At 42.8% G+C, this 22819-nt stretch carries 24 protein-coding genes; 21 read left to right on the forward strand and 3 right to left on the reverse strand.

Going from position 1 to position 22819, the window contains the following annotated elements:
• The 6 genes from ABWY16_RS21720 to cobC all read left to right on the forward strand — a co-directional run.
• Positions 1-177: hypothetical protein (locus ABWY16_RS21720; protein ID WP_502930992.1), on the forward strand; the 177-nt coding region annotated here is incomplete at its 5' end.
• Positions 178-202: 25 nt separating this feature from the next.
• On the forward strand, positions 203-2392 hold the full coding sequence (locus ABWY16_RS10055; RefSeq protein WP_353904515.1) for a TonB-dependent receptor: 2190 nt from the start codon (positions 203-205) through the stop codon (positions 2390-2392).
• Between the two features lie 56 nt (positions 2393-2448).
• The gene (locus ABWY16_RS10060; protein WP_353904516.1) at positions 2449-3042 is read left to right on the forward strand and encodes a cob(I)yrinic acid a,c-diamide adenosyltransferase; all 594 of its coding nucleotides are present in this window, start codon (positions 2449-2451) and stop codon (positions 3040-3042) included.
• Positions 3043-3045: 3 nt separating this feature from the next.
• The gene (locus tag ABWY16_RS10065; RefSeq protein WP_353904517.1) at positions 3046-3552 is read left to right on the forward strand and encodes a bifunctional adenosylcobinamide kinase/adenosylcobinamide-phosphate guanylyltransferase; all 507 of its coding nucleotides are present in this window, start codon (positions 3046-3048) and stop codon (positions 3550-3552) included.
• A 35-nt stretch (positions 3553-3587) separates the two neighbouring features.
• The gene (gene cobS / locus ABWY16_RS10070) at positions 3588-4379 is read left to right on the forward strand and encodes an adenosylcobinamide-GDP ribazoletransferase (protein ID WP_353904518.1); all 792 of its coding nucleotides are present in this window, start codon (positions 3588-3590) and stop codon (positions 4377-4379) included.
• Positions 4364-4957, forward strand: coding sequence for an alpha-ribazole phosphatase (gene cobC, locus ABWY16_RS10075; protein ID WP_353904519.1), 594 nt, complete (start codon positions 4364-4366; stop codon positions 4955-4957). Before cobS ends, cobC begins: the two co-directional genes overlap by 16 nt.
• Here the strand turns inward: cobC and ABWY16_RS10080 are convergent.
• The gene (locus ABWY16_RS10080; protein ID WP_353904520.1) at positions 4926-5747 is read right to left on the reverse strand and encodes an MOSC domain-containing protein; all 822 of its coding nucleotides are present in this window, start codon (positions 5745-5747) and stop codon (positions 4926-4928) included. The genes cobC and ABWY16_RS10080 overlap by 32 nt on opposite strands.
• A 99-nt stretch (positions 5748-5846) precedes the next feature.
• Between ABWY16_RS10080 and ABWY16_RS10085 the strand changes: the two genes are divergently transcribed.
• A complete protein-coding gene (locus tag ABWY16_RS10085; RefSeq protein WP_353904521.1) occupies positions 5847-6692 on the forward strand; it encodes a hypothetical protein in 846 nt (281 codons plus the stop codon).
• Here ABWY16_RS10085 and ABWY16_RS10090 read toward each other — a convergent pair.
• Positions 6679-7929 carry a dicarboxylate/amino acid:cation symporter gene (locus ABWY16_RS10090; RefSeq protein ID WP_353904522.1) on the reverse strand — a complete coding sequence of 417 codons (1251 nt, stop codon included), beginning with the start codon at positions 7927-7929 and terminating at the stop codon, positions 6679-6681. The genes ABWY16_RS10085 and ABWY16_RS10090 overlap by 14 nt on opposite strands.
• Positions 7930-8064: 135 nt before the next feature.
• On the opposite strand from ABWY16_RS10090, the gene ABWY16_RS10095 reads away from it, so the two are divergent.
• From ABWY16_RS10095 to ABWY16_RS10105, 3 genes are all read left to right on the forward strand, one after another.
• Positions 8065-8973, forward strand: a complete 909-nt coding sequence (locus ABWY16_RS10095; RefSeq protein ID WP_353904523.1) for an SMP-30/gluconolactonase/LRE family protein — start codon at positions 8065-8067, stop codon at positions 8971-8973.
• A gap of 87 nt (positions 8974-9060) precedes the next feature.
• On the forward strand, positions 9061-10488 hold the full coding sequence (locus ABWY16_RS10100; RefSeq protein WP_353904524.1) for a glycoside hydrolase family 125 protein: 1428 nt from the start codon (positions 9061-9063) through the stop codon (positions 10486-10488).
• Positions 10489-10565: 77 nt separating this feature from the next.
• Positions 10566-10775 (forward strand): hypothetical protein, encoded by a 210-nt coding sequence (locus ABWY16_RS10105; RefSeq protein ID WP_353904525.1) that lies wholly within the window; start codon positions 10566-10568, stop codon positions 10773-10775.
• 74 nt (positions 10776-10849) lie between these two features.
• Here ABWY16_RS10105 and ABWY16_RS10110 read toward each other — a convergent pair whose 3' ends face one another.
• Positions 10850-11584 (reverse strand): DUF4397 domain-containing protein, encoded by a 735-nt coding sequence (locus tag ABWY16_RS10110; RefSeq protein WP_353904526.1) that lies wholly within the window; start codon positions 11582-11584, stop codon positions 10850-10852.
• Between the two features lie 200 nt (positions 11585-11784).
• On the opposite strand from ABWY16_RS10110, the gene ABWY16_RS10115 reads away from it, so the two are divergent.
• The 11 genes from ABWY16_RS10115 to ABWY16_RS10165 all read left to right on the forward strand — a co-directional run bounded on the left by ABWY16_RS10115 (position 11785) and on the right by ABWY16_RS10165 (position 22800).
• Positions 11785-12363, forward strand: coding sequence for an RNA polymerase sigma factor (locus ABWY16_RS10115; RefSeq protein ID WP_353904527.1), 579 nt, complete (start codon positions 11785-11787; stop codon positions 12361-12363).
• Entirely contained in the window at positions 12350-13630 is a 1281-nt protein-coding gene (locus ABWY16_RS10120; RefSeq protein ID WP_353904528.1) for a hypothetical protein, read from the forward strand. The genes ABWY16_RS10115 and ABWY16_RS10120 overlap by 14 nt, the downstream gene beginning before the upstream one ends.
• Before the next feature lie 171 nt (positions 13631-13801).
• Entirely contained in the window at positions 13802-14140 is a 339-nt protein-coding gene (locus tag ABWY16_RS10125) for a helix-turn-helix domain-containing protein (RefSeq protein ID WP_353904529.1), read from the forward strand.
• A 169-nt stretch (positions 14141-14309) separates the two neighbouring features.
• On the forward strand, positions 14310-14921 hold the full coding sequence (locus ABWY16_RS10130; RefSeq protein WP_353904530.1) for a TetR/AcrR family transcriptional regulator: 612 nt from the start codon (positions 14310-14312) through the stop codon (positions 14919-14921).
• A gap of 273 nt (positions 14922-15194) precedes the next feature.
• Positions 15195-16400 (forward strand): serine palmitoyltransferase, encoded by a 1206-nt coding sequence (gene spt, locus ABWY16_RS10135; protein ID WP_353904531.1) that lies wholly within the window; start codon positions 15195-15197, stop codon positions 16398-16400.
• A gap of 48 nt (positions 16401-16448) precedes the next feature.
• On the forward strand, positions 16449-16901 hold the full coding sequence (locus tag ABWY16_RS10140) for a phosphatidylglycerophosphatase A family protein (RefSeq protein WP_353904532.1): 453 nt from the start codon (positions 16449-16451) through the stop codon (positions 16899-16901).
• A gap of 1 nt (position 16902) precedes the next feature.
• The gene (locus tag ABWY16_RS10145; protein ID WP_353904533.1) at positions 16903-17274 is read left to right on the forward strand and encodes a GtrA family protein; all 372 of its coding nucleotides are present in this window, start codon (positions 16903-16905) and stop codon (positions 17272-17274) included.
• Positions 17275-17285: 11 nt separating this feature from the next.
• A complete protein-coding gene (locus ABWY16_RS10150; RefSeq protein ID WP_353904534.1) occupies positions 17286-19874 on the forward strand; it encodes a DUF5686 and carboxypeptidase-like regulatory domain-containing protein in 2589 nt (862 codons plus the stop codon).
• A gap of 23 nt (positions 19875-19897) precedes the next feature.
• The gene (locus tag ABWY16_RS10155) at positions 19898-21235 is read left to right on the forward strand and encodes a DUF4833 domain-containing protein (RefSeq protein ID WP_353904535.1); all 1338 of its coding nucleotides are present in this window, start codon (positions 19898-19900) and stop codon (positions 21233-21235) included.
• A gap of 5 nt (positions 21236-21240) precedes the next feature.
• Entirely contained in the window at positions 21241-21861 is a 621-nt protein-coding gene (locus ABWY16_RS10160) for a sterol desaturase family protein (RefSeq protein ID WP_353904536.1), read from the forward strand.
• On the forward strand, positions 21862-22800 hold the full coding sequence (locus ABWY16_RS10165) for a phosphatase PAP2 family protein (RefSeq protein ID WP_353904537.1): 939 nt from the start codon (positions 21862-21864) through the stop codon (positions 22798-22800). It begins immediately after the preceding gene.
• The last annotated feature ends 19 nt before the right edge of the window (positions 22801-22819 follow it).

Consider the following 22819-nt stretch of genomic DNA (forward strand, 5'->3'; position numbering starts at 1 on the left):
GCGTTCTGGACAAGGAAGGCACTGACGAGAAAAGGCTATGTAGTGTCAATGGATGATCAGCTTCAATCAAATGTGGTTACAATCGTAGAAACCCGCGGAATTACCCAATGGACAATAGAAAAACAAGGGCAGAAGCAGTCGTTTATTTCGCTCAGCGAATTTCTTGCTGCTCTTTAAGCCTCCTCAATAATTAAACAAGCAAATGAATAAAAATCTACAAATTTTATCTTTTAAAACCCTGCTGCTCGCCGGTGCTTTAATCAGCGCTCCGGCTTTGGCCCAGGAAAAGAAACCTGATAGCACAAAGACAAATGCGCTGGACGAAGTGGTAGTCACATCCCTGCGGACAGAAACCAAAAGGCGCGATGTACCAAGGAACATTACAGTGATTAGCAGTCAGACAATGGCGCTTACCTCTTCAGGAGAGGTAACCGATCTGCTTAAAAAGAACTCATCTGTCAGTATTATCCAGTATCCGGGGCTATCTGCAGGGATAGGTATCCGTGGTTTCAGGCCGCAGATCAGTGGTTTAAATCAGCGTTCCCTGTTACTGGTTGATGGCCGTCCGGCGGGTACTGTCAGTATTGCAACCATTAATCCCGCTGATATTGAAAGGATCGAAGTATTGAAAGGCCCTGCTTCAGCATTGTACGGATCATCGGCGATGGGCGGAGTGGTAAATATCATCACCAAAAAATCTTCGGGTGATGTACATGGAAATGTTTTCGCAGAGTACGGTTCATACGAAACGTCAAAACTGGGAGCCGATGCGGGTGGAAATATCACAAAGAAACTGGATTTCAATTTGTCCTTCCTGACTTATGACAGGAACAAAAACATGAAACTGGGTAAGGGAAATCTGTTCCGGGATCTTTTGGATGCTAACAAAGCAGTAAAAAACTATGCAACCGGTCCGGTAGAAGTTGATGACGACCGGTCTGATGGACTAAGACGTGATTATACAAGATTGAATTACAATACCGGAAGTTTGCGCCTGGGGTACCAGCTTGCTGACAACTGGAGAGTAGATGTTAGGGCAGAACGTTTTGCAGCAAAAAATGTTGAAGCGCCAAGTGATATCTTTTACGGTAACGCACAGCCAAGTACAAAGGATATTGAGCGTCACAATGAAGAAGCAGTGCTTTCCGGAAATATAATTAACCATAAATTGTCCCTCAGGGCTTATACTGCTGAGGAGAACAATCTCAATTATACATTGATTGCCTCCGGAGTCAAGATCGCTCCCTATGCTTCTTATAAAAGCGAAACCAGCTGGAAAGGGCTTCAGGCTAAGGATGCCTTGACATTAGGCGAACAAACTGTGATATTTGGCATTGACTACAGCACTGCGGCCACCAGTTCCCAGTCGTTCCTGGCCACCGGTGCAGAGAGAGCACCCTTTTCGCCAAATTACAGTCTGAACTCTGCCGCTGCCTACATACAGGGACAGCTCAACTTTCTGAACAAACGTCTGGTGGTTAATCCCGGTGTCCGTATGGATTTCATCACTTATGATGTTAAACAAACTCCACTTTTAACTACCTACGCAGGCGGAAAACAAACCAATCCATTTGTGAGTCCCAGTTTAGCTGCCCAATATACCCTGTTAAAGTCATTCACAGCACATGCAAGTACCGGCCGTGCGTTTGTAACACCTGATGCCTACAACGTAGCTGGTTATTCAGAAATAATTGCCGGAGGAAAAGCTACCGTTACGCGCGGAAATCCTGATCTTAAAAACGAAAATAGTTTTTCATGGGATGCAGGGCTGAGATTTGCTGAAGATGAAATAGGTCTTAGTGCCGATTTTACCTACTACAGTACTTCGGTTAAGGACAGGATCACTACCCAGCGGACAATTCCTCCTGCTACAGAGCTTACACCGGATGGTCTTCAGATAAATAGCATTACCACCTATGTAAATGCCAATAAAGCAAATATCAACGGCTTTGAAGCAGAGATAGCCATGGATTTCGGGGCCCTGGCCGGTAACCGGTATTCACTTAAGTATTTTGTCAATGGAACCAGATCTTTAAAAGCACAGGAGATCACCATTGCTGCAGATGGTACCGAGGCCATCAAAGATATCTATAATGTTCCTGTGTACACAGCCAGCGCAGGACTTGAATACAACAATCTGAAAGGACTGGATCTGCGGCTGAGCAGCAGATATGTAGGGAAACGTAAGGATACTGATTTCAATGATCCGCTCTCACCGGAAATTGTTTATCCCGAATTTATGACCATGGATTTTGCAGCAGCGTATACCTACAAAAAGAAACATACGCTCAGTTTCCTCATGAACAATATTACAGATGAAAATTACTACGAAAAACGGGGCTATAATCTGGCGGGAAGAAATTTCACCCTCAGATACGGACTGAGCTTTTAATTTTTAAATTTAAACCTTAGCTTCATCGAAACTGATGAAGCGCTAAAATCTATTCGATGAAGATATATACAAAAAAGGGAGACAAAGGAACTACCGGTCTCTTTGGCGGTAAAAGGGTAAGCAAAGATGATGTACGTGTAGAATGTATAGGGACACTTGATGAAGTCAATTCCACTATCGGTTTACTAAGGGTAAAACTGGGAAATACACATGAATGGCAGCCCAACCTGCATAAGATCCAGAAAGATATGATGGATATGATGTCTCACCTGGCACGTCCCTCAGACACCAAAAAGATCAACACCAATCCTATGCCGGCAGACGGTCCAGGGTTTTGCGAAGCCTGGATAGATGAACTGGAAGGGGCAATGACGCATCCTTCTGACTACTTTATCCTTCCCGGAGGGAATGAAATATCGGCTTTATGCCACATGATCAGGACACAGATGCGGAGGGGCGAAAGGCGGCTGGTAAGTCTGATCCAAACCGATGAAGTTGATGAAACGATCCCGGCTTATATCAACCGTTTATCTGATCTTTTTTTTACGCTTTCGCGCTCAGAAATGGACAAGGCAGGTGTGGCAGAGGAGAAATGGCAGCTGTTTCTGTACAAAAGGTTTAAAAATACCGATCCTGCACCTCAGCCTTAAGTTATGTTCATTTATGTAAGTGGGGGGGTGAGAAGCGGTAAAAGTGCCTATGCACAGCAACGGGCACTGGAACTGACTAAAGAGCCTGTGTATATTGCAACAGCAAAGATCTGGGATGAAGATTTCCGGGAACGGGTACAGCGCCACCAGGATGAACGCGGACCGGAGTGGACAACTTTTGAAGCCTACAGTGACCTGCATCTGCTGCCGCTTGAGGGAAGAATTGTTGTCATAGATTGTATAACCCTATGGCTCACCAACTTTTTTATGGATTACACCAATGATATCAGTCTTGCATTGGCAGCGTTCAAAAAAGAAATTGATCAGTTATGCACTGTAGAGGCCACCTTTATCATTATTTCCAATGAACTGGGAATGGGTATGCATGCAGATACAGAAACCGGCCGTAAATTTGCTGACCTGCAGGGCTGGGCCAATCAGTATGTGGCAGCCAAAGCAGAAGAAGCTATCTTTATGGTTTCCGGATTACCTTTGTTTTTGAAGAAATAGATATATAACCAGCGCAGATGCCTGCACTCTAGCTAATGATCAAGAGGGAACTGAAACTTTTTTTTACTGCCTTGTCATTTTACACAAGGCTGCCCGCACCTGCATCTGCACATAAGGACAGCGCGCAATTGCTGCCGGATGCAATCCGCTATCTTCCCCTGATTGGCTGGATAGCAGGTTTTGTTGCTGCGGCAGTTTACCTGCTGGCAAACTTTCTGTTTGGTAATGCCCTGGCTGTCCTCTTTTCAATGGTGTCTACCTTGTTGCTGACGGGGGCCTTTCATGAAGATGGGTTTGCGGATGTATGTGATGGTTTTGGCGGGGGATGGACCAAAGAGAAGATCCTGGATATCATGAAAGACAGCCGGCTGGGCACATACGGAGTAACAGGGCTTATCCTGTTGCTTGCTGTTAAATTCATTGCCGTCATACAGGTTACCGCTGATGTGAATGCTATAGTTATTCTTGGTACATTCATTATCGCGCATGCACTAAGTCGTTTTGCTGCCATAGTTGTCGCTTTCAATCACAGTTATGCACGCAGTTCAGCGAGTAAGGCGGGGAATGCGGTAGTCGATAAAGGCAGGGCAGTAAACCTGATCATCGCTGCTGTCTTTACACTGTTGCCTATGGCAGGACTGATCTTTTATACCGGCGGATCATCCATTGCCTTCATACTCATTCCGGTAGTCCTGTTGAGCTATTACCTGGGTCATTACTTCAACAAATGGATTGGTGGGTATACCGGAGATTGTTTAGGTGCCGTGCAACAGCTCTGCGAAGTGGTTATTTACTTGTCATTGTTCCTGATATGGAAATTTATCTGATCAGGCATACAACACCCCTGACAGAGAAAGGGCAGATCTACGGCAGGACAGACGTTGCCCTGGCAGAGAGTTTTGCGGAGGAAAAAGATTTAATCATCGAACAGCTCCCGGCGAAATGTGATGCCGTATTCTCCAGTCCTTCATCGCGCTGTACGCAGCTTGCCAAAGCTATTGCGGTAAATTATAATTTAGGCACAAATACATTCCGGCGTTTTTCTGATCAGGCTGAAGTAGCTTCCTGTTACACAGACGAAGCATTATATGAACTCAATTTTGGCGACTGGGAAGGAAAAACCTGGGATACGGTGAATCGTAAAGATTCTGAGATATGGATGAATGATTTTGTTCATCTTGCGCCTCCCAATGGCGAAACCATGCTGGAAATGGAGCAGCGGGTTATTCAGTTTATGGAGAGGCTGATCCAGCAATCTTATCAAACTGTATGTGTGGTTACCCACGGTGGGGTTATCCGCATTCTGCTGGCCAGATACAGCGGGATACCTCTTAAGGACTCTTTTTCCATCAAAGTGGGAATGGGTGAGGTTTTTAAATTGGCGCTTTCCAGCTCAGCACCCTGATCTCGTCTCCAACCCGGATACTTCCACTGCCCTGATGGATCAGGTTCTGTCCAAACATCACTTTTTTATTGATAGTCCGATAGCCTGCCAGCGTCTTTAAAGGTTCCTGGCCTTTTTCGCCTGTTTGCTGATCAATTGTAGTCAGCACACATCTTGCGCAGGGTTTAACAGCCGAAAACTGGACTTCTCCCAAAGAAAATTTAGCAAAAGTATCTTCAATATGTGCATCCCCGCCTGTAAACACAAAGTTAGGACGGAAGCGGTCCATCTTTACTGCAGCTTCAAGTTTTTCATTCAGACCGTCAAGCGAAGCCTGGCTGATCAGCAGACAGGGATAACCATCGGCAAAACTCACAATTTCGTTTTGATCTGCATAACGCGGATCCACCAATCTTCTGGCATCAGCCGGCATTTGGACCAATCTCAGGTTCATCTGCATAAAATCGCTGAACCAGGCATTTACCTCTTTACTTACCTCAAGCCCTGTCGATTCATCATCCCAAATGCTAACCGGAACCCTTAAACCCGTATTTTCTTCCAGGGAAAAAGAGATTTGCCTGGCAGGGTCTTTTTTATGGCTTACCCTGAGTTTAAGGTTATCAATACTTACCTGCAGCAGAGCCAGTTCAAAGTATTTCCGCTGGGTAACAAAAGTACCTTTTTCATCAATAAGCATCCATTTGCGGTCATATTTCAGACCGGTACCGACGATTTCAGCTTCCTGTAAACTGATACCGCCCAGCGATTTAATGGGGTAGATATGAAGCTCTGATAAATAAAAGTTATTCATTGCTTAAAGGTAGAAAAAAAACTAACGTGATCTCTCCATAAATTGCTAAATTTGACTTGCGGAAGAAGGATAAATCTGACGGGGAGCAAAATATATTACATGGGACTATTCGATATTTTCAAAAAGACTGAGACAGCAAAACCCGCACCAGCGGCTAAACCAATAGATACTGCAAAACCAGCTGAAGCTGTAAAAGCCACTGAAGTCAGCACACCTGTTCAGCAGACCACTAAAACCGTCCCTCAATTCAACCCCGGAGACCTTGAAAAAACACAGCTTATTGCAACACTGCTTGAAGTTCCAAGAGAAGAAAGAACAGAAAACTGGGTAAGCCAATTTTTAGCTGCACTGCCTTTGGCTGCATTTCGTTGCGGAACGCCTCAACTGATAGCGGGACCCGACGGTTTCCCATACTTTCAGCTGTTTATCCCTGCACCGGGAGAAGAATTTCAATCTTATGTCATCCAGGAAATGATCAGTGGTTTCCTTGTTGAAAGAGGATATGGCGTAGTGCTTAACCCTGGTGCCGGCCAGCCCGACTGGGTTTTAACCTACGGGGACATTCTTAATTTTCACCTCAGCGGCAGCTTCTTTACGCTTGACAGCCTCTTTAGCAACAGCAGCAATACAGAAGAAGAAGTAGCGCAGGGCGAAGAAATTATGATTGGCCAGCCTTCTGAAACTATTCTTCCTGCACAAACGAGAAAACTACTGAGAGACTTCTTTGAGCTCAATGGTATACAGGATCCGAAAGTAATGCTGATGATGCGTAAAAACGGGGAGGACCTGAATCAGGATCTGGCATTTAATATCACACCCGAAATATTCGAATCAGAAGAACATTACAGAAACATGATGCAGACAGTAACCTGGTATTTGCCAAGGCACTATTCGGTTGTCGGTTTAGACGAGAGTCATGTAGAAAATGGCTTTATGCCTCTTTAGGGATCTCAGATTCCTTCTGTTTTTTTACTGATAACCAGTGTTTGCCTTCGGTAAAACGTGTAACCAGCATTGCGGCTACTGTATCTCCTGTTGAATTCAGCAGGGTAGCCATAGGGTCTACCAGTGTTCCAATGATCATTGCCGGTGGAAGTGCTTCGGGTGGAAAACCATAGGCAGAGATAAACAGAAGCTCGCCTACATATCCTCCGTTCGGAATTCCTCCTTCTACTATGCTTACCAGCACTGTCATACCCAGGGCAAGGACAATGGTTTCCACACTGTCGAATCCTTTCCCAAACAGGGCAAATACCACGGCCATTTTTATTATGGAAGAAATACTGGAGCCATCTTTATGGAGCGTGGCCCCTAAGGGGATAGTTACATTTGAAATATATTCAGGAACTCCCATCTTTTCTGCGGCCTCCAGGTTGGCCGGAATATTGGCAATACTGCTGCATGTACCTACCGCCGTAGCTGATGGAACAATATTATTTTTCCAGTATTTCTTAATGCCCTTTATTCCGCCGGCAACAAAAGCGTAAAAGCTAAACAGAAAGACAAAGTAAAATGCGCCTACACCATAATATATACCTAAGGAACGCGCATAGGTTCCAAAAAGCTGCGGACCAAAAACACCCACCTGATAAGCGAAATAAGCTCCAAGTCCCACTGGTGCCAGCTTCATGATAATGACAAACACATGCTTGAAAACCTCATTCCCTGCCTGCAGGAAAGCAGAAAATGCAGTGCCCGCTGTACCGGCCCGTAAGGTAGCAAAACCGGTCAGCACCGAGAAGATGATCATGGCCAGCATGCTTTTACGCGACAGCAGCTCAAAGAATTCGCCTGTAGTCAGCAGTTGCGTGATCTGGTCCCCAAACGGTTTTTTCACAATGGTTTCTTTCAGTGTGGCAGCCACCATATGTTCGTGTATAGGGAAAATCCTTACCGCAAGAATCGTAAGGGAGGCAGAAATAAGAACTGTAGCAAGAAAGACTAGTGCCATCACAGCCATCATTTTACTGAGTTTACTTGTTTCTTTCAACCCGCCAATAGCCGATGCAATAGAGAAAAATACCAGCGGGATTACAGCTGTAAAAAGCAGATTCAGAAATATCTCGCCGATGGGTTTTAATATGCTCACGCGCTGACCAAATATCAGCCCGGCTATACTTCCGGCTATAATACCTGCCAGCAGCCAGATAATCCCCTTATAGTTCGTGTAAAAGCTGTTCATATAGCGAAGATAATCTTAAAAACCTGGATTTAATATTTAAGGCAAATGTTATACGGTTTAAATGTTTATAGATTTTTGTTTATTATGGTTTGATTTTTGGGGTTTAAAAGATAGTTTTGAACTTTAAATTCAGCTATGTCCTTTTCATTTGATTACCGTAAGTTTTCTTTCCCTGCTATCTTAATCCTGCCACTGATCTTTTCTGCTTTGAATACCAGTGCCCAGCTCTTTGATCAGGGCAAACTGAAATTGATCTCCAGGGATTTCTCTTTTACCGAGGGACCGGCTGTAAACAAAAGGGGAGATGTGTACTTTACTGATCAGTCCAACAACAAAATTTGGAAGTATAGCGCCGAAGGCAGCTTGTCATTGTTTAAGGATGCCGCAGGCCGTTCTAATGGTATGTATTTTGACCGCAACGGACAATTGCTTACCTGCGCCGATGAGCGTAACGAACTCTGGTCGATCAGCAGCGATGGTAAGGTAAAAGTTCTGCTGTCTGATGTTGGAGGTAAAAAACTCAATGGTCCCAATGATCTTTGGGCCGACCGTCAGGGAGGTATTTATTTTACAGATCCCTACTATCAGCGATTTTACTGGACAAGACAAAGAGGAGAAATAAATGGACAAAAAGTATACTACCTGCCATCCAAAAAAGGAGCGAAAGCACGCGTAGTAGCAGAGGATCTGGTTAAACCAAACGGAATTGTTGGCTCGGCCGATGGCAAGTATCTTTATATTGCAGATATTGAGCAGAACAAGGTTTTCCGTTATACAATTGCAGCAAACGGAAACCTCAGCGATCAGACTTTATTCATTAATCAGGGATCAGACGGCATGACGATCGATGTGCAGGGAAATTTATATCTGACAGGGAAGGGTGTGTCTATCTACAGTCCCGCCGCTAAACTGATCGGCCATATAGAAATAAAAGAGCCCTGGACAGGAAATGTTTGTTTTGGCGGTAAAAATCGCAGTGAGCTGTTTATCACCGCATCGACTGCAATCTATACCATTCCCATGCGTACTAGAGGAGTGGAATGATACTTAGTGAATAGGTAAAGTTTGAAAATTTACATAATATTGAAGGCGCTTTAAAGTCATACAATATTGTCACCTTATATATAATTAATGGAAAGAAGATCTTTTGTACAGAAAGCGGGGTTACTAACTGCCGCTTTATTTTCCGGAAAGATGTTATCCTTTGCAGCACAGGCTGAATTTCCCGTTGTCAGAAGGGTTCAGGCTTTGCGCCGTTTTAACAGTAAGGCGGTAGAAAATGTGATCAATGAGTTTACTTCGAAAGTAAAAAATAAGGAGTTTGCCTGGTTATTCAGCAATTGTTTTCCCAATACACTGGATATCTCGGTAACCTTTACCGATTTTGAAGGCAGGCCGGATACCTTTCTGAGCTGCGGTGATATGGATGCAATGTGGCTGCGCGACAGCTCCGCTCAGGTTTGGGCTTATCTGCCGCTCATGAGAAAAGACAAATCATTAAAAGATCTTGTTGCTGGCGTGATCAACAGGCAGGTAAAATATATTCTGAAGGATCCTTACGCAAGTTCTTTCTTCAACGACCCCACCAAAACTTCGGAGTTTAAAGAAGACCTCACCAATATGATTCCCGGCGTGCACGAACGCAAGTGGGAGATCGATTCCCTTTGTTATCCTATCCGGCTGGCCTACCGCTACTGGCAGCAGACTAAAGATACCAGTCATTTTGATGCCAACTGGCAGGAGGCAATGAAGGTCATCCTCAGAACCTTCAAAGAACAGCAGCGGAAAGAGAACGATGGGCCGTATCATTTTCAGCGCGCTACTGCCTGGGCTACAGACAGCCTGCCGATGCAGGGATTTGGTTATCCGGTGAAACCGGTAGGGTTGATTTGTTCTGCATTCAGGCCAGGGGAGGACGCTACAGTATTTTCATTTTTAATTCCTTCCAATTTCTTTGCCGTTGTCAGTCTTCGGCAGGCGGCGGAGCTTTTCAGGGTGATCAAGGCGGATGAGAAAGTAGCGGCCGAAATGGAAGCGTTGGCTATGGAAGTACGGCAGGCCTTACAAAAATATGCGATCATTGAACATGAAACCTATGGCAAGGTATTGGCCTACGAAATCAACGGTCTGGGAAGTTATCATCTGATGGATGATGCCAGCATACCAAGCCTGCTCGCCATGCCTTATCTTGGTGCAATGTCTATGAGTGATCCTGTTTATCTGAATACAAGGAAAATGGTACTGTCAGCAGATAACCCTTTTTTTTACAAAGGAAAAGTTGCCGAAGGGGTAGGCGGCCCTCATATTGGTAAGAATATGGTCTGGCCGATGAGTATCATCGCAAGAGGCCTCACTAGTACAGATGATGCAGAAATTAAACAATGTCTGGCCATGCTGCAGAAAAGCCACGGTGATACAGGATTTATGCATGAATCTTTTCATGTAGATAACCCTCGCCAGTATACCCGTGCAGCTTTCCCATGGGTAAACGCATTGTTTGGGGAGTTTCTATGGAAGACTTATCAGGAGCGTCCGGATTTGCTGAATGCAGCAACATAATGCAGCAGATTGTCATGTGAATATAATTATGGCTTGGGCTTAACATTAAATTAACATTAGGATAGCCATATTTGCATATGTTCTTACAAATACTCGCAGGCGCTTTCTATCTTTTTACTATTATTGCTGCATTTAAAATGGAGACTCCTCTCAAAGGTCTTTTATTTGTGCTTACTGTAATAGCAGTTAGCGGAGTTCTGTACCTCTTCATTCTTTTTCCCGGCATTTCAGGTATTGTAGTGACCGTAATGCTGGCTACCTTTATTCTCAAACAGGGAAGCCGCTAAAAAAAATGAACCACCTGAAAGCACAATTCAGATGGTTCGGTTGAAATAAACAGAACTAACAGCGTAATGGTTTTCTAATAAATTCTTGGATCATGACGTGTAATCTTAATACGTCTGGCTGTGTCAGTTGGAAGCTGATTGGCGAAGCCTTTGGCCCATACAGTATAAATTACTCTGTCTTTCAGTTCGATATCAGCCAGCGTTGCCACAATTGTATTGGTAGCTGTATTTCTGAGGTTCAGCGTGATTCCGGTTTTTGCCGGCACATACTTAAATTCAGTATATTCTCTGTAGGCCCTGTTGCTGAAAGTAGTGGGATCATTTGCATATTCCAGGCTGTAGTTTGGCGCATCAGGTGAAAGGTTCACAAAACGTACCTGCGCGCTGCCTGCTTTATCGTTGCCCCAGTCGTCCCTGATTTTAAGCAGTGATACTGTATCCGCCGAATTGGTAATAAAAACAGAGTGGTAACGGTCATTTTCAAGATCGATCTTTTGGGTACCGATATTGGCAGTATTACCGGCAACTGTAACTTTTCCTGTTTTGCTTCCCGGAGGAATAACCACAAAATATTTTGTATTGTTCCCGTAAACAAGCGGAGTGTTGATCGGCAGGATCGTATTGTTCAGATAAAAATCTACTGAGGGCCTTGAGGGTGCTGCATTGATAACTGTAAAAGCTGCCCTGTCCGGAATAGGTTCCGGATCATTGTGGGTACAGGAGCTGATGAATGCTGCTCCGGATAGCAAACTGATAAAGATGCAGGCTTTTCTGGATGTTTCAGAAAGAAGAGTAAGATTAAATTTCATGTTTAAAAAGTTTAATTTTCAATATGTGTTTGCAATGTAAAACGAACGGTCTTTGCATAACGCTACAGGGTTTTTTGGTAATTTTATAAAATGTTTGATTTGTAGCGTTCTTGTTGCGGTATACGTTTAACTGTCGAATGCTGCGTTGAACGCAAAAGAAAAATTAGAAATATTGTCAGTAAAGATAGGCTTAGCGTAGCGTGGATAAAAAAGATACAATGTTCCGGGAGATCATTGCGGGTCTGAGTACCCGTGATGAACGCATACAAGAACGTGTCTATGTGCAGTACTGGGGTTATCTCATGGGGATAGCTACCCGGTATTTCAAAGACCGGAATATTGCCAGGGAAGTGGTGAACGATAGTTTTATGAAAGCGTTCAAGACAATGTACGATTTCAGACATGGTGGTGATCTCCTGGAGTTCCAGAAAACATTTAAATCATGGCTGTCTACCATCACCGTGCGTACCGCGCTGGATAAAATACGCGCTGGTAAAACCACCCTGACCTATGTTGAGGAATACGAAGATGTACAGAGCGGCCATGTAGAGGTGGAGCACAAACTGTATGCGGAGGATATACTGAAGTTAATGGATGAACTTCCTGATCTTCACCGGGCAGTGTTCAATCTTTATGAGATAGAAGGTTTCAGCCATGATGAAATTGGCGCAATGCTCAATATACCGGCCAGCTCCAGCCGTACCTATCTTACGCGGGCAAAACATAAATTAAGAGAGCTTTATAAAAAAAGTATAAAAATTACAGATGGAACAGTCTAATAAAGAATTAATTAAGGAGATAGCTGATCTTTTCGAAGATTATGAGGAATCCTATGTTCCGGGCGAATGGGAAGCTTTTCAGAAACAAAAGAAAAAGAAATACCCATTTTTAACCCCATGGCTCAAAGTTGCCGCGGTGTTATTGCTGATCGCTTCTGTACTTCCATTTGGTGTGAAAAAACTTCAAAAATCTCCTGAACAGCAAACTGTACTGCCAGTGCTCACTGAAGAAAGACGTTTAAATGAACAGGCATTATCAGCTACCCTGCAAAAAGAAGAAAAAGTAAGCGGAGATAAAAACAAGGCAAACGTATACCATGAGAAAAAGGCAGCAGCTCTGCAGACCAACAGATCCGGCAACCTGCAAATCGCGGCTGCAGCTGATCCTGTCAGCCAGGGATCAAATGGCATTGTTTCATCCCCAACCAATGCCGGCGAGGCTGATTTCAGCACTGCAAACCAGATACTTGCCCAAAATCAGGTGAAAGCAGCTCATACTGATGTGCCTCTGAAGGACAGTATTGCTGTTCCGGCAAGGGCAAAATTAAGTACTTCAGAATTCCTCATTGCAGAATCTAAAAAAGCTCCGCAGAAAGACAGGAAAAAAACAGTGCTTTCTAAATGGGATTTTGGTCTGGAGGTAGTTCCTACTGCTACACGCTCGACCATGAATTTTGGCGGCGGACTGGTTACTGCCTACCATATTTCTGATAAATTGTCCCTGAGTTCAGGCATTAACCTGGTGCAGCTTGGTTCCAATGAGCATGTTGCGCAAACTTCGTCACTAATGTCTGCTGAGGCAGCTTCATTTTCCAATGGCAAAGCAACCGGACAGGGCAGCAAAGAACTGCTCACTGTAGCTGCCAATATTAAGGCAATAGATATACCCCTGGGATTGGTATATAGGGTAAACAAGCATTACTACACGAGTGCGGGAGTTTCCTATTTTAATGTGCTCAGCGAAAAGAGAAATAATACCTATTCCGAAACGGTACCTGTGAGCAGAATGAGTACTGATCCGGTTACAGGAGCCGTGCAAAGCTACAGTGCCCTCGAAACGCAGCAGGTTGATGAGCCAACTACAGACAAGCCTCTAAAAGGAAATGGTTATCTCGGCTTTTTTAACTTTTCCGTAGGTCGCCGGCAGAACATCTTCAGACAATACAATATTCAGATCGAACCTTTCATCAAAGTGCCAATAGGAAAACTTTCAGCGCAAGATCTTAATTTGATGAACAGCGGAGTCAAGTTTCAGCTTTCTTTCTAATTAGATATTTTGCCGGTATCTTTAATCCCTGAATGCACAGTTATGTGCGTTCTTTTTGGCTATAAGATTAATTTCAACAGTTTTGCAATAAATTTCAATTTCTTTTTGTAATATTTATGTTAATTTATTGCTATTTTTATTTTCAAAACAAACACCACTAAAAAAAATGAGATGAAAACACTCGGACAAAAATTTAAAATTCTCCGCCAGAAAAAGGGATTGAACCAAATGGCGATGGCGGAATTACTGGACATTTCGATTCCGGCTTATTCTAAACTGGAAACGGGTATTACCGACCCGAACTTCAGCAGGATACACCAGATTGCAACTGTCCATCAAATCGACATCAGGCAATTGCTTAGTACAGGTGAAGACGAGAAGAGTGAGCAGGAGGGGGAGATTGAACGTCTCAGGCAGCGGGTACTGGAACTGGAATCCAGCGTTATCCGCCTGCAGAGCAAACTTATTGATCTTTATGACAGGGAAGACCAGAGAACCAGGCGGGATTGAGAACATCCAGGGAGAATTAACTTATTATTTCCCCACAAAAAATTCATGTTAAATTAACGTTATTATCATATGAGTGTCGAATTTCAATCCGACACTTTTTATTTAATAACTTTTATAATACTTTTGGACCATAATTGAATTTCGGTCTAATGATTTATTATGATGGTGAATGGAAAAGGATGAGATTGTAATAGAGGAGATACTATCGGGAGCAAAAAAACTATTCGGAAAACATGGCTTGAAGAAAACAACCATGGAGGAGATAGCTACTGCTGCCGGTAAAGGGAAGAGCACGCTCTATTACTATTTTCCAAGCAAAAATGAGATTTTTGAGGCTGTTGTGGAGGACGAAATGAAAAATGTAGTGAAGCGTATACGGGAGGCTGTAAACGCTTCACTGACTGCAAAGGATAAATTGAAAGCTTTTTTGCAGGCACAGATTACATCTATCATTGGTTTTCATAGTTTTAGGGAAGTTCTTTTTGATGATTTACTGGCCAGTATGCGCATGCTGATCTGGATCAAGTCGAGATATGAACAGATCCAGATTGACATGATCAAAGAGATTCTGCTGGGTGGATGCCAGTCGGGGGAATTCAAGGAAATGTCAGCAGACCGGATGAACAAAATGTCATTCGTTATGGTCACAGCTTTCAGGGGCCTTCACTTTCCATTGTCCATAGAGTTATCTGAATTACAGACAAATGAATATTTCGATGAAATGATAGATATGCTGATAGCGGGCATAGGAAATGATACTTTAAAGAAGAAAATTGAATAAAATACAATCGTTAGTATGGGGTCATATTTATCAAAGTATAACCTTAGATAACGGTTAAAAACACAGGAAAAAACGTTAATTTGATTATTTGACAATAATATTATAGACTAAAATACGGTTATGGTCTAAGAATAATTTACTTTTGTCTATCTTAAAATTAACATATTTTTAATATATTAGTACATGGTTCATTGCGGTATTTTTAGTATCAATCTGTATATGAATGAAATAAACTTATGAATATAGCTGAAGTAAACATTATACAATTCAGGCATGCGTAAAAAATTGGGCGATAGGATTGCAGCATTTCAGGATGCAAATGCAATAAAGGAAAAAGGATTATACCCGTATTTCAGATCGATAGAGTCAGCACAAGACACTGAGGTCATCATTGATGGTAAGAAAGTTTTAATGTTCGGGTCAAATTCTTATTTAGGATTAACAAATCACCCGAAGATTAAGGAAGCTTCCAAAGCTGCTATCCAGAAATATGGAACTGGTTGTGCCGGATCAAGGTTTTTAAACGGAACATTGGATATCCACCTTGAACTGGAAAGAAAGCTGGCTGCCTATGTAGGTAAGGAAGCAGCAGTCCTGTTCAGCACAGGATTCCAGGTAAATTTAGGAGTCATCTCCTGCCTGCTGGACAGAAATGACTATCTCATTCTGGATGAATATGACCACGCCTCAATTATTGACGGCAGTCGTCTCTCATTCTCCCGTTCGATAAAATATGCACACAATGATATGGATGATCTGCGTAAGAAATTAAGCAGGTTGCCGGAAGATTCTGCCAAACTGATCGTAGCTGACGGTATCTTTAGTATGGAAGGTGACATTGTTAAACTTCCTGAAATTGTTGCCCTTGCAGAGGAGTTTGGTGCAAATATCATGATGGATGATGCACACAGTTTAGGTGTAATCGGCTTTAATGGTGCAGGCGTATCATCTCACTTTAATCTTACGGATAAAGTAGACCTGATCATGGGAACATTCAGCAAATCGCTGGCTTCACTGGGCGGATTTATCGCTGCCAGCGAAGAAACAATAGAATTCATCAAACACCGGGCACGGTCACTGATGTTCAGCGCCAGTATGCCTCCTTCTTCTGTAGCGAGCGTAATAGCAGCACTGGATATCATTGAATCAGAACCGGAACGTATTGATAAACTTTGGGATAATACAAACTATGCAAAAAAACTACTAACAGATGCCGGATTTGATATAGGACACACAGACAGTCCGATCATTCCTGTTTATATAAGAGATAACGAGAAAACTTTCCTGATCACCAATATCCTGCACAAGAACGGAATTTTCGTTAACCCTGTTGTTTCACCTGCTGTACCATCAGATTCATCGCTGCTCAGATTTTCACTGATGGCGACACATACTTTTGCACAGATTGAGGAAGCGGTTGAAAAAATGTATGCTGCTTTCCAGGAAGTGCAGCTGATGCCTGCAAAGGTAAGTATATGATACACTTAACTGCCGATAATGGCACGTTGGTGATTGAAAATTTTATAAATGCTTTTTCATAAAATTACATCCACAAGCTTAGGCATAGGCTACATCGGCAAAGGAGCAGGGACTGCTGCTGCTGCTGTAACCTGCCTGGTTTGGTATGCTTTGCATCCCGACGGAAATAATTTTATACCCGCACTGATAGTAACCGTGCTCATAACAGCACTGGGAATCTGGTCTGGAAACGTAGTGGAAGCCATTTGGGGCAAAGACCATAACAGGGTTGTAATTGATGAAGTGGCAGGCATGTGCATAGCACTCCTGTGGATTCCCGTTACACCACTTAATATCCTTATAGGACTCATCCTGTTTCGATTTTTTGATATTTTAAAACCGCTTTTTATCAGGCGCCTGGAAGCTTTGCCCGGCGGATGGGGAGTGATGTTTGATGATATACTTGCAGGAGTTTATGCGAATATAGTGCTGCAGGTTATTTTAAGATTTATTCCTAACTGATATGGCGACTTTCGTAAAAGCTCAGGTCGCGTCATTATCGGCCTCAATTATTGACTTTCTTACCACATTAGTCTGTACGCAGGTTTTTCATATCTGGTATGTGGCTGGCAGTGTGATAGGTACAACGGCAGGAGGCGCTGTGAACTTTATGATGGGACGCAACTGGGTGTTCGGTACAAAGGAGCGTAATATCAATGTCCAGATCTTCAAATACGTTTTAGTCTGGGCAGGAAATCTATTGCTGACCACCGCAGGGGTCTTTCTTGTTACACATTACCTGCACGTAAATTATATCTTATCAAAAATCATTGTATCTGGTACAGTTGGAACGGGTTATAACTTCCTGATGCAAAAGAAATTCGTATTTATTTAAATGAGAATGCCATGAGCTTAAATCGCTTTTATAAAATTATATTCACTCTTTCTTTAGTTCTTCCGTTCCAGGCATTTAACGCATCAGCCCAAACTCCTGCAGCAGCCCAGGTATCTTCGAGAACTGTAGTTACAGGAGTAGTCACAGACGCCGCAGATAAAGACCCTGTGCCATATGCTACTGTCCTTTTCAAAGGAACCCAGATCATCACCAAAACTGATGCCGACGGTAAATTTGTAATTTCAACAAGTGAATCACATGATCAGCTACAGATCAGCTATGTAGGGTATAAAACAGCTTTCATTCCTGTCAAGACTGGTGAAACACAAACGGTGAATGTCAAACTGGTCAATGAATCCGAAAATCTGAAAGAAGTTACCATCACTTCGAACAAGCGCCCTGCCTACAGAAACAAAAATAACCCTGCAGTGGAACTGATCAGAAAAGTTATTGAAAATAAGGCCAAAAACCAGAATAAGAACTACGACCACGTAGAATATCAGCAGTACGAACAAATGCTGTTCTCACTCAGTAACCTGTCTGATAAATTTAAAACAAAACGTATCTTCAAAAACTACCAGTTCCTTTTTCAGAACCAGGATTCCACAAAAATAGGAGGTAAGAATATTCTTCCCGTGTTCTTGGAAGAAAAGGTTTCGCAGAACTACCTGCAAAAATCACCTGAAAAAAAGAAAACCATTTATACAGGTGATAAGCATGTGAACTATGATGCCAAGTTTATTGACACCAAAGGATTAAGTAAGTATTTTGAAAGGATGTACGCTGATGTGAATATCTACGAAAGCAACATTTCGTTGATGAGCAACCAGTTCCTGAGTCCTATTGCAGATGCTTCTCCTACATTTTATAAGTTTTTCATCACAGATACAATCAAAACAAGTGTTCCCAACCTGATTGAGTTATCATTCATTCCGCGTAATAACACCGACCTTTTATTTGAGGGTAAGATGTATGTGACGATGGATGGAAATTATGCTGTACAGGATGCTTACCTGACGGTGAACAAAAACATCAACCTCAACTTTGTTCGTGCGCTCGAAGCCAAACTCGATTTCGAAAAGAATCCTGATGGCCGCTACCATTTATCAAAAACCAACCTTGTAGTTGATTTTGGGATCAACAAATCTAAGGGCGGAGGTTTTACAGGGCAGCGCACTGTGATCATCAAAGATTACCAGATCAATAAGCCACAGCCTGCAAGTGTTTACGAAGGACCGGCACTGGCCACTGCGCCCAATGCAGAAAGCCAGTCTGATCAGTTCTGGACAAGTCAGCGTACAGATACCACGCTGAAAACCAACCTGAACATTTATAAGAATATTGATACCCTGCAAACAATCCCTTCCTTCAAAAGAACGGCTGATTTGCTGACCCTGTTCTTTGCAGGATACAAAAACTTTGGACCGTTTGAAGTTGGTCCTGTTAATACTTTCTACAGTTTCAACAATGTTGAAGGACTGCGCCTGAGACTCGGCGGCCGTACTACGCCGGAGCTTAGCAAACGTTATTATTTTGAAACCTATGGTGCCTATGGTATCAAAGACGAGAAATGGAAGTATTTCCTGAGCGGTACCTATTCCCTCAACAACAAGTCGATTTACGCATTCCCTCAGAATTATATCAGGGGAAGTTTCCAGCGGGATACTAAAATCCCGGGACAGGATCTTCAGTTTGTACAGGAGGATAACTTCCTGCTATCCTTCAAGAGGGGGCAGAACAATACTTTACTGTATAACGATTTTTACAAAATCGACTATGTACATGAATTTGAGAGCCATTTCTCTTACCAGGTGATTGCCCGTAAATGGACGCAGCGCCCGGGAGGTTCTTTATATTTCAATAATTTTGAGAACAGTACGGTTAATGCGGTTGATGCACTTACAACTGCTGAACTTAGCCTGAACCTGCGTTATGCACCGAATGAAAAGTTCTACCAGGGTAAAATATACAGGGTGCCAATCATTGATAAATTCCCTATTTTTACGCTAAAATATACAGCTGGCCTGAAAGGCGTAGTTGGCGGACAGTACAATTACCAGAACATTATTGCAAGGGTTGACAAACGTTTTTATCTTTCGCAGTTGGGTTATTCTGATGTAACTATCGAGGGGGGAAATACCTTTGGAAAAGTTCCTTTTCCATTGCTGACGATTCACCGTGCCAACCAAACCTATTCGTACCAGCTGGATTCCTATAACCTGATGAACTTCCTGGAGTTCGTGAGTGACCATTACGCCAGTGTAAATATTGACCATAGCTTCAATGGCTTCTTTTTCAATAAGATTCCGCTGATTAAAAAACTGAAACTGAGAGAAGCAATCTCTTTCAAAGCACTGATGGGTGGATTGCGCTCAGAGAACAATCCAAACAATGATCCCTCACTGCTGCAGTTTCCGAAAAACGAGTTTGGAGAAACCCGTACTTTTGAACTGGGCAGACAACCATACATGGAGGGTAGTGTAGGTATCGGTAACATTTTTAAAGTGTTACGTGTAGATATGGTGAAACGTTTTAATTACCTTAACAATCCTGAAGTTTCCGAATATGGTATCAGGGCAAGAGTTAAATTTGATTTTTAAAAGACAAGTATAAATAAATAGTTATGCAAGCAATATCATTTCGTGATCGTTTACAGCAAACGATCTACAAGGTCATCAATCCTTTTGTGAAGGGCCTCATCCGGATTGGTCTGACTCCAAATGCGGTAACGACCATTGGCCTGATCCTGAATATTGGCGTAGCTGTGATCTTTGTATTTGGTGCCGAAGAAAGCAACAGGGGCGATCTGTCTTTTGTGGGCTGGGGTGGTGCACTCGTACTTTTCGCCGGTTTGTTCGATATGCTTGACGGACAGGTTGCACGCCTGGGCAATATGAGCTCCAAATTCGGTGCATTGTACGATTCTGTACTGGACCGTTACAGTGAGCTGATCATGTTCCTCGGTATCTGCTATTATCTGGTATCCCATCATTATTTTTTAAGTTCCCTGTTCGCATTCATAGCACTTATCGGTTCTATGATGGTTAGTTATACCAGGGCCAGGGCAGAAGGTCTGGGTATCCAGAGCAAAGGTGGCTTAATGCAGCGTCCCGAAAGAGTAGTAACAATAGGTATATGTGCGCTTGCCTGTGGTATTACAGGACATTATATTGGTGGAGGTTACAAAATTTATGTGCCGGGCATCTCCTTCCATATCTTCGAAACCATGTCGATTTTCACTATTCCGATTACGATCATGGCATTCATGACCAACATTACTGCAATCAACAGACTGCGGGATGCCAAAAAGGTAATGGATGCTGCAGAATTACTGGAGCGTGAGACCTTAGAAAAAAAAACTGAAAATAAAAGCCTGAAAGAGCAGGCTGTGCCCGTGGTTATTGCAGGACTGATTATCCTGTCGGCCGTATTTAATTTCGGAAATGTGCAGTCAGTTCTGTCTCAGACAACAGAACAGGGTAACCCATCGCCGTTAAAATTTCCGGTTCCAAAAGGGATTACCAACCAACTGTTTTATCTGCAGCGTGACCCAAATACCAACACAATTATCTGTGAACTGAACACAAGTGCTAGCGGACAGGTCGTACAGGATGATCCTGTACATGTGTACTGGCTCCGCTACGAAGAAAATAGCGAGAAAAAGGAACTGGGTTATGTACAGCGCAAATTTGCCTATGGCATCGAATCAAAGTTTCTAGGTAAAGACCAGTACGAACTTCGCTTTGTATCACATAAGAAATTGCCGATGTATCTTGTAAAATCTGATGAGGATAAGAAATATCATGTTTATGTGACAGTAAATAACAAGAAGATTCAAATAGAACGCATATTTTTGCGGATAGAAGGAGGTTCCTTCTGGTTACCGAATGTAAAGTACGTGGAGATCAAAGGAATGAACGCTTCGAATAATGCTGCTATTACTGAACGGATAAAAATCTAATTGCCATGAAGAAGAATTTTATTTCGAACTCCTCAGACTCCATCAGAATTTTTAAAAATGATCTTTTTGAAAATCTGTCGAAGGTTCATTATTACGTACCCCTGATCGTTTATATTCCGGTGATTTCTCTCCTTGGTTGGAAATCATTTACAGACGTACATATGGGTGTGCTGTCATTTATAGGATGGATGCTGACCGGTTTATTTTTATGGACTATCACCGAATACGTTCTGCACCGCTGGGTATTTCACTTTTATCCCAAGTCTGAATTCGGACAGCGGATCCATTTTATCTTCCATGGGGTACACCACGATTATCCGAATGATTCAAAACGATTGGTTTTACCACCTTCGGCAAGTATCCCTATGGCACTTGCATTATACTTCCTGTTTCTTTATCTGTTGCCGTCAGGAACGATCTATGCTTTCTTTACCGGCTTTCTCATTGGTTACCTGGTTTATGATATGACGCACTATGCATTACATCATGCCAACTTCAAAAGTTCTTTCTGGAAGAAACTGAAGCAGCACCACATGTTACACCACTACTCTGACTCTACCAAAGGTTACGGGGTAAGTTCTGCTCTATGGGACAAGATTCTCGGTTCAGATTTTAATAAAAAATAAATGTCAGAACAGTTAGGGTCTAACAAACCATTCTATGCCATAAAAGATGTCGCCATCATTACAGTGATATCTTTATTTTACCTTTGCCTATCCTATGTGTTGGTAGGGTTTAATTCAAACCAGCTGGTATTGGTATTGCTTTTCAATATCCTGTATTATACATCGGCGGTAAGCAGGAAGTTTATCCTCGGGTTCTCGATTTTTATTGTCTACTGGATCCTGTTTGATTACATGAAGGCATTCCCGAATTACTTATTCAGCGATGTACACATTGCAGATCTCTATCATCTGGAGAAACATATCTTCGGGATCTTTTCCGGTGGAAGAATATTAACGCCTAATGAATTTCTCAGGAACCACCACGCAGCTTTCATAGATTTCATTGGTGGTATCTTTTACCTGATGTGGATACCTGTACCGCTCGCTTTTGCAGCATATCTGTTTTTTGTTAAAAAAGAACTGTTTCTCCGGTTTGCACTTACCTTTGTACTGGTAAATATGATAGGGTTTGTGATCTACTATATTTACCCTGCAGCACCTCCATGGTATGTTCAATACCACGGATTCGTCTTCCTTGCACATACCCATTCCAATCCGGCCGGACTGATCAGGTTTGATCACCTGCTGCATACCACAATTTTCCAGTCGATTTACAGACAGGGATCCAATGTATTTGCTGCCATGCCATCGCTCCATTCTTCCTATCCTGTAATCGTACTGTATTACGGCCTGAAGAATAAAATGGGTGCCATGAATGTGGTTTTTGGGATAGTCATGGTAGGTATTTGGTTCACAGCAGTCTATGCAAGTCACCATTACGTATTGGATGTACTGGCAGGCATCACCTGTGCCATAATAGGGATCAACCTGTTTAACCTGCTGCTGAAACGTACAGCACTCGGCACCTTCGTAGAAAAAATGCGCGTAGTTATCGCTTAGAATTCCCTAAATTAGTGCT

Source organism: Pedobacter sp., from assembly GCF_040513095.1.
Classification (GTDB): Bacteria; Bacteroidota; Bacteroidia; order Sphingobacteriales; family Sphingobacteriaceae; genus Pedobacter.